Source organism: Streptomyces sp. NPDC058307 (genome assembly GCF_042880295.1).
Lineage (GTDB): Bacteria > Actinomycetota > Actinomycetes > Streptomycetales > Streptomycetaceae > Streptomyces.
The window spans coordinates 58,495-70,104 of sequence record NZ_JBHVYZ010000019.1 but is presented as its reverse complement, the minus strand read 5'-3'; the positions used below and the strand labels follow the sequence as shown (position 1 = coordinate 70,104).

The window sequence follows — 11,610 nt, the reverse complement described above, 5'->3', positions numbered from 1 at the left end:
ACGTGAAACATGGGCCGTCGTACCTGCCAGGTGCGGCGGCCCTCGGCGTACTCCTGGCCTCGTACGGCAGGATGGCCGCATGCCCAGTGCTGAATCGACGCCAGCGAGCGTGCGTGAGTCGGACCCAGTGCGTCCGACCAAGGACGATGAGGTCTCCAGGAACGGCAGCGAGTTCATCGGCGGCCCGCTCGGGCGGCGCGCCCTGCTGGGGACCTCCTGGTGGACGCCCGTCCGGGTCATCGCTCTCGTGGCCATCGGCGTGTTCGCGCTGGGCCTGGTCCAGAAGGCGCCCTGCTACAACGGCGGCTGGTTCTTCGGTGCCAGCACCCAGTACACCCACGCGTGCTACTCCGACATCCCGCATCTCTATCAGGGACGCGGTTTCGCCGACGGACTCGTCCCGTACTTCGACAAGCTCCCCGGTGACATGCAGTACCTCGAATACCCGGTGCTCACCGGTGTGTTCATGGAGGTCGCCGCATGGCTCACCCCCGGCAGCGGCAGCATCCAGCACCAGGAGCAGTGGTACTGGATGGTCAACGCGGGAATGCTGATGGTCTGCGCGGCCGTCATCGTCGTCTCTGTGAGCCGTACCCACGCCCGCCGCCCCTGGGACGGTCTGCTGGTCGCCCTGGCACCCGCCTTCGCGTTGACCGCCACCATCAACTGGGACCTGCTGGCGGTCGCTCTGACGGCCTCCGCGATGCTGATGTGGGCGCGGGGACGCTCGCTCGCCTTCGGTGTCCTCCTGGGGCTCGCCACGGCCGCCAAGCTCTACCCGGTCTTCCTGCTCTGGGCGCTGTTCGTGCTGTGCTGGCGGGCGGGCAAGTGGCGGGACTTCGGCAAGGCCCTGGGCGGCGCGACCGTCTCCTGGCTCGTGGTGAACCTGCCGGTGATGTACTTCGCCTTCGACGGCTGGTCGAAGTTCTACACGTTCAGCCAGGAACGCGGAGTGGACTTCGGCTCCTTCTGGCTGATCTTGGCCCAGCATTCGACCGACCCGCTGAGCAAGGAGATCGTCAACATCTTCGCCACGTTGCTGGTGCTGCTCTGCTGCGCGGGCATCGCGGTGCTCGCCCTGACCGCCCCGCGCCGGCCGCGTTTCGCCCAGCTCGCGTTCCTGATCGTCGCCGCGTTCATCCTCACCAACAAGGTGTACTCGCCGCAGTACGTCCTGTGGATGGTGCCGCTGGCCGTGCTGGCCCGGCCGAAGTGGCGGGACTTCCTGATCTGGCAGGCGTGCGAGGTGGCGTACTTCCTGGGCATCTGGATGTACCTCGCGTACACGACAAGCGGCGACGCCCACAAGGGTCTGCCGACCGTCGGTTACCAATGGGCCATCGGATTGCATCTGCTGGGCACGGCCTACCTGTGTGTGATGGTCGTGCGTGACATCCTCATGCCGGAACGGGACGTGGTGCGCCGGGCCGGCGACGACGATCCCTCGGGCGGTGTGCTCGACGGAGCGGAGGATGTCTTCGTGCTGGGCCCCGCCGCCCATCCACCGCGGCACGCGGCCCACTTCAACGGGCCGGTGGAGTGGGGCGGCGACCGCAGCGACAGGGGGACCACCGACGGTTCGCTCTGAGCGAACAGCACCTGTGTGGCGTACGCCGGTTGAGCCACTCACGTGAAAGGCCGTACACGGAAGCCTCCGTGTACGGCCTTTTCGCAAGCAGTTCTCAAGCGTTCAGCGATCGACGATCCGGTCGAACTGGGTGGTGGTGTGCCGCAGATGGGCCACCAGCTCCTCGCCGACCTTCGGCTCCGGGGCGTCCGAGGGCACGAACAGGATGGAGACCTGCATGTGCGGCGGTTCGGCGAACCAGCGTTGCTTGCCGCCCCAGACGAACGGAGAAAGGTTCCGGTTGACCGTGGCCAGGCCGGCCCGGGCGACGCCCTTGGCGCGTGGCATGACGCCATGCAGGGCCTTCGGGGCCTCCAGGCCCACGCCATGCGAGGTACCGCCCGCCACAACGACCAGGAAGCCGTCGGAGGCCGCCTTCTGCTGCCGGTAGCCGAACCGGTCCCCCTTGGAGACGCGGGTGACGTCCAGGACGGCGCCGCGGTACTCGGTGGCCTCGTGGTCCCCGAGCCACAGCCGCGTGCCGATGCGGGCGCGGAAGCGGGTCTGCGGGAACTGCTGCTGCAGCCGGGCGAGGTCCTCGGCCTTGAGGTGGCTGACGAACAGGGTGTGCAGCGGCAGCCGGGCCGCGCGCAGCCGGTCCATCCAGCCGATGACCTCCTCGACGGCGTCCGAGCCGTCGGTGCGGTCAAGCGGCAGGTGGAGCGCGAAACCCTCGAGGCGGACGTTCTCTATGGCGGCGTGGAGTTGCGGCAGGTCCTGCTCGCTGATGCCGTGCCGTTTCATCGAGGACATCACCTCGATGACGACGCGGGCGCCCACAAGGCCGTAGACACCGTCGATCGACGACACCGAGCGGATGACGCGGTCGGGCAGCGGAACGGGTTCCTCGCCGCGCCGGTACGGCGTCAGCACCAGCAGGTCACCGCCGAACCAGTCCTTGATCCGCGCGGCCTCGTAGGTCGTGCCGACGGCCAGGACGTCCGACCCGAGCCGGGTGGCCTCCTCCGCCAGCCGCTCGTGTCCGAAGCCGTAGCCGTTGCCCTTGCAGACCGGGACGAGCCCAGGGAACTGCTCCTGCACGTGCTTGTGGTGCGCCCGCCAGCGCGCGGTGTCGACGTAGAGCGTGAGCGCCATGGCCGGACCCGGAACCTTTCTAGTGGCTGCGGTGTATCAGAGGTATGCGAACTATTGAAGCGAAGAGCGAGACATCAGCGGCGCGACATGTAGATGTCGAGAGCCTTGTGGAGCAGCTTGTTGAGTGGGAAGTCCCACTCACCGAGGTACTCGGCGGCCTCACCGCCTGTGCCCACCTTGAACTGGATCAGACCGAAGAGGTGATCGGTCTCGTCCAGCGAGTCGGAGATGCCGCGCAGGTCGTAGACGGTCGCGCCGAGCGCGTAGGCGTCACGCAGCATCCGCCACTGCATCGCGTTCGAGGGCCGGACCTCGCGGCCGATGTTGTCGGATGCACCGTAGGAGTACCAGACGTGGCCGCCGACGATCAGCATGGTCGCCGCCGACAGGTTCACACCCTCGTGCCGGGCGAAGTACAGCCGCATCCGGTTGGGGTCCTCGCTGTTGAGGGCCGTCCACATGCGCTGGAAGTACGACAGCGGGCGGGGCCGGAAGTGGTCGCGCACCGCCGTGATCTCGTACAGCCGCTGCCATTCCTCGAGGTCGTGGTAACCGCCCTGGACGACCTCGACGCCGGCTTTCTCGGCCTTCTTGATGTTGCGGCGCCACAGCTGGTTGAAGTTCTTGTGGACCTCTTCCAGGGAGCGGTTCGCGAGCGGCACCTGGAAGACATAGCGGGGCTGCACGTCACCGAAGCCGGCTCCCCCGTCCTCGCCCTGCTGCCAGCCCATCCGCCGCAGCTTGTCGGCGACCTCGAAGGCGCGTGGCTCGATGAAGTCGGCCTCGATGTCACGCAGGCGCTTCACGTCCGGGTTCTGGATGCCGGCCTTGATGGAGGTGGCCTCCCAGCGCCGGATGATCACCGGCGGACCCATCTTCACCGAGAAGGCGCCCTGGTGCTTGAGGTGCGCGAGCATCGGTTCCAGCCACTCGGTCAGATTCGGCGCGAACCAGTTGATGACGGGGCCCTCGGGCAGATAGGCCAGGTAGCGCTTGATCTTGGGCAGCTGACGGTAGAGGACCAGACCCGCGCCGACCAGCTCGCCGGTCTTCTCGTCGAACCAGCCGAGGCTCTCGGAGCGCCACTCCGCCTTGACGTCTGCCCAGGCCGGAACCTGCATGTGGCTCGCCGAGGGCAGGCTCTGGATGTACGCCAGATGCTGCTCGCGACTGATCGTCCTCAGGGTCAGGCTCATTGTGGGGCGCTCCTCGGGCTGGTGTGTCCCCATGGGTACAGGGGCTCCGGCTCTCGCGCCGAAGCCTACTGCGCCCCGCGAGCGCCCAGACTGGGCGTACGGAACCTGCGCCCCGGCTCATGGGCCGCTGAGGCGTTCCGCGGTGCTTTGGGTGGTGTTGAGGGGACGGTGCCCGTGGCGTCAGTTGATGACCCCGCCGAAGAGGCCGCCGTGCGCCATGCCGAGGAAGAATCCGACCGCGGCCGCGCCGAGGCCCAGGATCAGCCCGAAGCGCTCCCGGGTCGTCTCCGACACCCACTGGCCGTAGGCACCGGTGAGGATGCCCACCAGGCCGGTCCAGGAGCTGAGCAGGTGCAGGTTGTGGAACATCGCCGAGACGAACGCCGTGATGCCCAGCACCAGGGTCACCGCGAGCAGCGTGTCCTGGAGGGGATGGGACTTTCCGTCCGTGGCGAAAAGGCCGCCGGCGGTGTTGGGTCGCATTGCCTGTGCCATAGGGCACCTCCTGCGGAAGACGGCGCATGGTAGCGCCATACACACCCGATGTTGTACAGAGTGACCGTCCTGGGGGCCGGATTTCAACCGGAAGCCGGTGTGCGGGTAGTCTGTACCGTCTGCAGGGTGTCTGCCCATGTCACGACCGGAGCTACCGCGAGGAAGCCCCGATTGTCAGTGGCGGCCGATACCGTTGCGTACGCATCACAACCCTCCTGCCACGGAACGACCGTGGCCGTTGAGTCCAAAGGAGGTGGGTTCCACATGCGTCACTACGAAGTGATGGTCATCCTCGACCCCGATCTGGAGGAGCGCGCTGTCGCCCCCCTGATCGAGAACTTCCTCTCCGTCGTCCGTGAGGGCAACGGCAAGGTGGAGAAGGTCGACACCTGGGGCCGTCGTCGGCTCTCGTACGAGATCAAGAAGAAGCCCGAGGGCATCTACTCGGTCATCGACCTGCAGGCCGAGCCTGCGGTCGTCAAGGAGCTCGACCGCCAGCTGAACCTGAACGAGTCGGTCCTCCGGACCAAGGTCCTCCGCCCCGAGACCCACTGAGCTTCCGCTCAGCTGATCCCGGGATTCGAGTAGCAGCAACCAAGCAGCCAGAGCAAACCCGCCGAGAGGTTCCCCATGGCAGGCGAGACCGTCATCACGGTCGTCGGCAATCTTGTCGATGACCCCGAGCTGCGCTTCACCCCTTCCGGTGCGGCGGTCGCGAAGTTCCGTGTCGCGTCCACCCCCCGCACCTTCGACCGTCAGACGAACGAGTGGAAGGACGGCGAGAGCCTGTTCCTGACCTGCTCGGTCTGGCGTCAGGCGGCGGAGAACGTCGCCGAGTCGCTCCAGCGAGGCATGCGCGTCATCGTGCAGGGCCGGCTGAAGCAGCGGTCCTACGAGGACCGTGAGGGCGTCAAGCGCACGGTCTACGAGCTGGACGTCGAGGAAGTCGGCGCCAGCCTGCGCAGTGCCACGGCCAAGGTCACCAAGACGGCCGGCGGTGCCGGTCGTGGTGGTCAGGGCGGTTTCAACGGCGGTGGCGCCGGTGGCCAGGCTGGCGGCGGCTGGGGCGGTGGCCCCGGCGGCGGTCAGCAGGGTGGCAGCGCTCCCGCTGACGACCCCTGGGCGACCGGCACCCCCGCCGGTGGGAACGCGGGCGGCGGCAGCGGCGGCGGCTGGGGTGGAAACTCCGGCGGCAGCGGCGGTGGCGGCGGCTACTCGGACGAGCCCCCCTTCTAGGCCTCGGGCCGAGGGGTGGGTCGTACCCACACTTCTTGATCACACAGGAGAAACACCATGGCGAAGCCGCCTGTGCGCAAGCCTAAGAAGAAGGTCTGCGCTTTCTGCAAGGACAAGGTCACGTACGTGGACTACAAGGACACGAACATGCTGCGGAAGTTCATTTCCGACCGCGGCAAGATCCGTGCCCGCCGCGTGACCGGCAACTGCACGCAGCACCAGCGTGACGTCGCCACGGCCGTCAAGAACAGCCGTGAGATGGCGCTGCTGCCCTACACCTCCACCGCGCGATAAGGGAAGGGTGACCGACTAATGAAGATCATCCTCACCCACGAGGTCTCCGGCCTCGGTGCCGCGGGCGACGTCGTCGACGTCAAGGACGGTTACGCTCGCAACTACCTGATCCCGCGGAACTTTGCGATCCGCTGGACCAAGGGCGGCGAGAAGGACGTCGAGCAGATTCGTCGTGCTCGCAAGATCCACGAGATCCAGACCATCGAGCAGGCCAACCAGGTGAAGGCCCAGCTCGAAGGCGTCAAGGTCCGCCTGGCCGTTCGCTCCGGCGACGCCGGTCGTCTCTTCGGTTCCGTCACCCCGGCCGACATCGCTTCCGCGATCAAGGCTTCCGGTGGCCCCGAGGTCGACAAGCGCCGCATCGAGCTGGGCTCGCCGATCAAGACCCTGGGCGCCCACGAGACGTCCGTGCGTCTGCACCCCGAGGTTGCCGCCAAGGTCAACATCGAGGTCGTCGCGGCCTGACGGCTGCGGTTGTCTTGAGCAGTGGTGAGAGGGGCCGTGCCCATGGGGTACGGCCCCTCTTGCATGCCAGGAGCCCTGGTGGAGCGGGTGGTGTTTCACGTGAAACGTGACGGGCCCACGATGTTTCACGTGAAACGGTCAGCGGGTCGCGCCGGTGACGATCCAGCGGCCTGAGCGGGTTCGCAGCCAGAGTGTCAGCATGCGGATCACCATCATCAGTGTCATCGCTGCCCACAGTGCGGTGAGTCCGCCACCCAGTACGGGCACGAGCAGTGCTACCGGGGCGAAGACGGCCAGCGTGATCACCATGGCCCAGGCGAGGTACGGCCCATCGCCCGCTCCCATCAGTACGCCGTCCAGGACGAAGACAACTCCACAGACCAGCTGGGAGAGAGCCACGATCACCAGAGCGGGCAGAGCGATGTCCTTGACCGTCGGGTCGCTGGTGAACAGCGGAAGGAAAAGCGGTCGGGAGAGTACGACCATCACGCCGAGAACGACCCCCACTGCGATGCCCCACTCGACCATCCGACGGCATGCCTGGCGAGCGCCTTCGGTGTCGTCGGCGCCCAGGTAGCGCCCGATGATGGCCTGGCCGGCGATCGCGATGGCGTCCAGCGCGAAGGCGAGCAGGCTCCACAGGGACAGGATGATCTGGTGGGCGGCGATGTCGGCATCCCCCAGACGGGCTGCGACGGCTGTGGCGATCATCAGGATCGCCCTCAAGGAAAGCGTGCGAACCAGCAGAGGGACCCCGGCTTGGGCGGAGGCCCTGATCCCGGCGGCGTCAGGGCGCAAAGAGGCGCCGTGCCTGCGCGCTCCGCGGACGACGACCACGAGATAGGTGGTGGCCATGCCGCACTGGGCGATGACTGTGCCCCAGGCGGACCCCGCGATGCCGAGGTCGGCGCCGTAGACGAGCCCTACGTTCAGAGCGCCGTTGGCTACGAACCCGGCGATGGCGACATAGAGCGGAGTCCTGGTGTCCTGCAGCCCGCGGAGTACGCCGGTCGAAGCGAGCACCACCAGCATGGCAGGGATACCGAGGGCCGAGATCCGCAGATAGGTGGTGGCGTAGGGAGCAGCGGTGTCAGAGGCACCGAAGAGCGCGACGATCGACGGGGCGGCGGGCAGGACGGCGGCGATGACGGCGGCACCGAGCAGCAGCGCCAGCCAGATGCCATCCATGCCCTGGCGGATGGCCGCCTGGAGATCGCCGGCTCCCACACGCCGGGCGACGGCGGCCGTGGTGGCGTAGGCGAGGAAGACGAAGACGCTGACGGCCGTCGTGAGGAGGGCCGAGGCAATGCCGAGACCGGCGAGTTGGGCGGTGCCCAGATGACCGACGATCGCGCTGTCGGCCATGACGAAGAGGGGCTCGGCGACGAGCGCGCCGAAGGCCGGAACGGCGAGTGCGACGATCTCGCGGTCGTGCAGTCTCCGGGTGGCCTTGGGGATCGCGGACGCCTGTGTCATGTGCACCAATCTAATCGTCCACAGGTAAGAGATGCAATGTAGATTAGACCCTTACTCGTGTTCGGAGGGTGCGCGCCGCTGTGTACAGTTCGAACTGATCTTGAGCCGACCGGGAAAGTTTTTCTCCTGCACAGCCGGTGGACGACGAAGATGCAGGTCAGGGCAGGTTTATAAGAAGGGTGCGGAGCTTGTTCACAGGGTTGTCCACCGGGTCGTGCACAGGTTTTGCGGAGTTCTCCACAGCATCCGGGCCGTCGTCCACATGGCCTGTGGATAACCAGATTGGCTGACGGTGCCCGCGGGCCTACCGTGGACCGGCGCCCACTCCGTCCGTCGGCCTGGAAACCATCACAAAACCGACGCGCCAGAACCGGAGTTGGGCGTCTCATTTGTCAGTGCCGTGCCGTAGAACTGAGAAGCACGGCGAGGGTCCGCTCGGCGGACGGGAGGAGGTGGCTCGGTGAGTATTTCCGAGCCCTTGGACGACCCCTGGGCCGACAGCGGTCCCAGTGATCGTCTGCCTTCCTCGCGTCGCCGCGGCGACGGAGGCCGGGGGCGTGACGAACAGCACGACCGCGGCAGGGACACCGGCGAGTGGGACGGCGGAGGCACCGCCTTCGAGCGGGTCCCGCCCCAGGACCTGGACGCGGAGCAGTCCGTCCTCGGCGGCATGCTCCTGTCCAAGGACGCCATCGCGGACGTGGTCGAGGTCATCAAGGGCCACGACTTCTACAAGCCCGCCCACGAGACGATCTTCCAGGCGATCCTGGACGTCTACGCCAAGGGCGAGCCGGCCGACCCCATCACGATCGCCGCCGAGCTCACCAAGCGCGGCGAGATCAACAAGGTCGGCGGCGCATCGTATCTGCACACTCTCGTCCAGACCGTGCCGACGGCCGCGAACGCCGAGTACTACGCGGAGATCGTCCACGAGCGTGCGGTCCTGCGGCGCCTGGTCGAGGCGGGGACGCGCATCACCCAGATGGGGTACGCGGCAGACGACGACGTCGACGAGATCGTGAATCGCGCCCAGGCCGAGATCTACGCGGTCACCGAACAGCGCACCAGTGAGGACTACCTGCCGCTCGGCGACATCATGGAGGGCGCGCTCGACGAGATCGAGGCGATCGGCTCGCGCAGCGGCGAGATGACCGGGGTGCCGACCGGCTTCACCGACCTCGATTCGCTCACCAACGGCCTGCACCCGGGCCAGATGATCGTCATCGCGGCCCGTCCCGCCATGGGCAAGTCCACCCTCGCGCTGGACTTCGCCCGTGCGGCCTCGATCAAGCACAACCTGGCCAGCGTCATCTTCTCCCTCGAGATGGGGCGCAACGAGATCGCGATGCGTCTCCTGTCGGCCGAGGCGCGGGTGGCCCTCCACCACATGCGCTCGGGCACCATGACGGACGAGGACTGGACCCGGCTGGCGCGCCGGATGCCCGAGGTGTCCTCCGCGCCGCTCTACATCGACGACTCCCCGAACCTGTCGATGATGGAGATCCGGGCGAAGTGCCGCCGCCTGAAGCAGCGCAACGACATCAAGCTGGTGATCATCGACTATCTGCAGCTCATGCAGGCCGGCGGTTCCAAGCGCTCGGAGAGCCGTCAGCAGGAGGTCTCGGACATGTCCCGTAACCTCAAGCTCCTCGCCAAGGAGCTGGAGGTCCCGGTCATCGCGCTTTCGCAGCTCAACCGTGGTCCCGAGCAGCGCACGGACAAGAAGCCCATGGTGTCCGACCTGCGTGAGTCCGGCTCCATCGAGCAGGACGCCGACATGGTGATCCTGCTGCACCGCGAGGACGCCTACGAGAAGGAGTCGCCACGCGCCGGCGAGGCGGACATCATCGTGGGCAAGCACCGTAACGGCCCGACGGCGACGATCACCGTTGCCTTCCAGGGCCACTACTCTCGCTTTGTGGACATGGCGCAGACCTGATGTCGGTCCGCCGTCGCATCCTGTCGCTCACTGCTTGTGTGCGTTGGAGGAGGCCGTTCGTCGCTACGTCGAGCGGGCGTCCACCACGCACGGGGGCCATGTGGTCCGCTAGCTCACGCCGGAGGTGCTCACCCACTACGGTCGGCCGCTCGGCTACGGCCCTGTCATCACCGTGGACACCACGCGCTCGAAAATCGCGCCTGCCATCGCCGCCCAGGTCCGCCGAATGTTCGACCAGGAAATGACACGGCCTTGAGACGGGAGCCGTCGGTCGACCGTCCAGAATCTCTCCAGGGTTAAAGAAGTCGACGCCCGCTCACCCCGCGGGATGGACTGAGGGCATGACGACATCTCAGGAAGAGCTGCTCCCCGGCACGCGCCGGGCGCTGCTGCACCGGATCGCCGTGGCCCAGGCGGAGGGGAGAGCACCCTCACTGGTCGCGGAGGTCGTGCGGGACGGACGGACCGTGTGGCGCGGGGCGCGTACCTCGGTGGACGGGCACGGCCCGGACGAGAACGTGCAGTACCGCATCGGCTCGATCACCAAGACCTTCACTGCCGTCCTCGTCCTGCGACTGCGTGACGAGGGGCTGATCGACCTCGGCGATCCGCTGGAGAAACACGTACCCGGCACGGGAGCGGGGGAGGCCACCGTCGCAGAACTCCTCGCCCACACCGGTGGATTGGCGGCGGAGTCCCCGGCGCCCTGGTGGGAGCGCACCTCAGGGGCGCTGCGTCCCGAACTCGCCGACGTACTGGGCGAGCAGCCCTTCCTGCATCCGGTCGGGCGCCTCTTCCATTATTCGAACCCGGGCTACACGCTGCTGGGAGCACTCGTCGAGAAGCTGCGCGGGGCTCCGTGGGAGGAGGTGCTCCGGCGTGAAGTACTCGTACCTCTGGGTCTCGACCGCACGAGCGGCCGTCCGGAAGCACCGCATGCGGGTGGCTGGGCGGTCCATCCGTGGGCCGATGTGATGCTGCCCGAGCCTTCTGAGGACCTCGGGCTGATGGCTCCTGCCGGGCAACTCTGGTCCACCACAGCGGACTTGGCCCGCTTCGCGGTCTTCCTGGCGAACGGCGACGATCGGGTGCTGTGCGCGGAGACCGTGCGCGAGATGCGCACGCCCGCGGCACCGGCCGGGACGGGGGAACTCGCCGACGGTGCCACGTACGGGCTCGGATTGCAGATCCAGCACCGTGACGGACGGCTGCTCGTGGGCCATTCGGGCTCGCTGCCGGGGTTCCTCGCGAACCTCACGATCAGTGTGGCGGACGATGTCGCCGCGGTCGTGCTGGCCAACTGCACGTCAGGGCCGCTGCTGTCCGTCGTGGGGTCCGATCTGGTACGGATCGTCGCCGAGGCAGAGCCCAGGATCCCCGAGCCCTGGCGCCCGATGCGCGAAGGCGATGCGTCCACGGTGGAGTTGGCGGGCCAGTGGTACTGGGGAACGCATGGATTCGCCCTACGGCTGACGGCGGACGGACTTGTCTCACTGGAGCCGCTTTCGGGAACAGGCCGGCGTTCGCGGTTCCGGGGCAACGGCGACGGCACCTGGACGGGCTTGGAGGGCTACTTCCAGGGGGAGCTCCTGAAGGCCGTACGGCGGCCTGACGGATCCGTGGACCACCTGGACCTCGGTTCGTTCGTGTTCACTCGACAGCCGTACGCGGAGGGGGCTTGCGTGCCGGGTGGAGTGGATCCGGAGGGGTGGCGAGGCATCGGCTAGACGTCCGTGCCCGATCGACTGAGTGGCGCCCTGTTTCACGTGAAACAGGGCGTCTTGTTG

The 11,610-nt window shown here is 67.4% G+C and carries 11 protein-coding genes; 7 read left to right on the top strand and 4 right to left on the bottom strand.

Annotated features, from left to right (window positions below):
* The first annotated feature begins 79 nt into the window (after positions 1-79).
* Positions 80-1,588 carry a glycosyltransferase family 87 protein gene (locus ACFVYN_RS16500; RefSeq protein ID WP_389998444.1) on the top strand — a complete coding sequence of 503 codons (1,509 nt, stop codon included), beginning with the start codon at positions 80-82 and terminating at the stop codon, positions 1,586-1,588.
* Positions 1,589-1,690: 102 nt separating this feature from the next.
* Here ACFVYN_RS16500 and ACFVYN_RS16495 read toward each other — a convergent pair whose 3' ends face one another.
* The 3 genes from ACFVYN_RS16495 to ACFVYN_RS16485 form a co-directional block, all read right to left on the bottom strand.
* Entirely contained in the window at positions 1,691-2,722 is a 1,032-nt protein-coding gene (locus ACFVYN_RS16495; protein WP_389998441.1) for an alanine racemase, read from the bottom strand.
* A 74-nt stretch (positions 2,723-2,796) separates the two neighbouring features.
* Positions 2,797-3,918 (bottom strand): peptidoglycan bridge formation glycyltransferase FemX, encoded by a 1,122-nt coding sequence (gene femX / locus ACFVYN_RS16490; protein WP_389998439.1) that lies wholly within the window; start codon positions 3,916-3,918, stop codon positions 2,797-2,799.
* Positions 3,919-4,098: 180 nt separating this feature from the next.
* Positions 4,099-4,413: a hypothetical protein gene (locus ACFVYN_RS16485; RefSeq protein ID WP_352387166.1), complete on the bottom strand. Its 315-nt coding sequence runs from the start codon at positions 4,411-4,413 to the stop codon at positions 4,099-4,101.
* Between the two features lie 264 nt (positions 4,414-4,677).
* Between ACFVYN_RS16485 and rpsF the strand changes: the two genes are divergently transcribed.
* The 4 genes from rpsF to rplI all read left to right on the top strand — a co-directional run bounded on the left by rpsF (position 4,678) and on the right by rplI (position 6,408).
* Positions 4,678-4,968 carry a 30S ribosomal protein S6 gene (gene rpsF / locus ACFVYN_RS16480; protein ID WP_007383258.1) on the top strand — a complete coding sequence of 97 codons (291 nt, stop codon included), beginning with the start codon at positions 4,678-4,680 and terminating at the stop codon, positions 4,966-4,968.
* A 75-nt stretch (positions 4,969-5,043) separates the two neighbouring features.
* Complete coding sequence (locus ACFVYN_RS16475; protein WP_389998436.1) at positions 5,044-5,649, top strand: single-stranded DNA-binding protein; 606 nt, start codon at positions 5,044-5,046, stop codon at positions 5,647-5,649.
* 57 nt (positions 5,650-5,706) lie between these two features.
* On the top strand, positions 5,707-5,943 hold the full coding sequence (gene rpsR / locus ACFVYN_RS16470; protein ID WP_003949403.1) for a 30S ribosomal protein S18: 237 nt from the start codon (positions 5,707-5,709) through the stop codon (positions 5,941-5,943).
* Positions 5,944-5,961: 18 nt separating this feature from the next.
* A complete protein-coding gene (gene rplI, locus ACFVYN_RS16465; protein WP_020134131.1) occupies positions 5,962-6,408 on the top strand; it encodes a 50S ribosomal protein L9 in 447 nt (148 codons plus the stop codon).
* A gap of 138 nt (positions 6,409-6,546) precedes the next feature.
* Here rplI and ACFVYN_RS16460 read toward each other — a convergent pair whose 3' ends face one another.
* Entirely contained in the window at positions 6,547-7,884 is a 1,338-nt protein-coding gene (locus ACFVYN_RS16460) for an MATE family efflux transporter (RefSeq protein ID WP_389998434.1), read from the bottom strand.
* 460 nt (positions 7,885-8,344) lie between these two features.
* Between ACFVYN_RS16460 and dnaB the strand changes: the two genes are divergently transcribed.
* A complete protein-coding gene (gene dnaB, locus ACFVYN_RS16455; protein ID WP_037707244.1) occupies positions 8,345-9,823 on the top strand; it encodes a replicative DNA helicase in 1,479 nt (492 codons plus the stop codon).
* A 341-nt stretch (positions 9,824-10,164) separates the two neighbouring features.
* A complete protein-coding gene (locus ACFVYN_RS16450; RefSeq protein ID WP_389998431.1) occupies positions 10,165-11,550 on the top strand; it encodes a serine hydrolase domain-containing protein in 1,386 nt (461 codons plus the stop codon).
* Positions 11,551-11,610: the final 60 nt, after the last annotated feature.

Bases quoted from the DNA above. Each gene is read 5' to 3' on its own strand.
- rplI (WP_020134131.1), top strand. From the start codon at position 5,962: ATGAAGATCATCCTCACCCACGAGGTCTCCGGCCTCGGTGCCGCGGGC.
- ACFVYN_RS16485 (WP_352387166.1), bottom strand. From the start codon at position 4,413: ATGGCACAGGCAATGCGACCCAACACCGCCGGCGGCCTTTTCGCCACG.
- rpsF (WP_007383258.1), top strand. From the start codon at position 4,678: ATGCGTCACTACGAAGTGATGGTCATCCTCGACCCCGATCTGGAGGAG.
- ACFVYN_RS16475 (WP_389998436.1), top strand. From the start codon at position 5,044: ATGGCAGGCGAGACCGTCATCACGGTCGTCGGCAATCTTGTCGATGAC.
- ACFVYN_RS16460 (WP_389998434.1), bottom strand. From the start codon at position 7,884: ATGACACAGGCGTCCGCGATCCCCAAGGCCACCCGGAGACTGCACGAC.
- ACFVYN_RS16500 (WP_389998444.1), top strand. From the start codon at position 80: ATGCCCAGTGCTGAATCGACGCCAGCGAGCGTGCGTGAGTCGGACCCA.
- femX (WP_389998439.1), bottom strand. From the start codon at position 3,918: ATGAGCCTGACCCTGAGGACGATCAGTCGCGAGCAGCATCTGGCGTAC.
- rpsR (WP_003949403.1), top strand. From the start codon at position 5,707: ATGGCGAAGCCGCCTGTGCGCAAGCCTAAGAAGAAGGTCTGCGCTTTC.
- ACFVYN_RS16450 (WP_389998431.1), top strand. From the start codon at position 10,165: ATGACGACATCTCAGGAAGAGCTGCTCCCCGGCACGCGCCGGGCGCTG.
- ACFVYN_RS16495 (WP_389998441.1), bottom strand. From the start codon at position 2,722: ATGGCGCTCACGCTCTACGTCGACACCGCGCGCTGGCGGGCGCACCAC.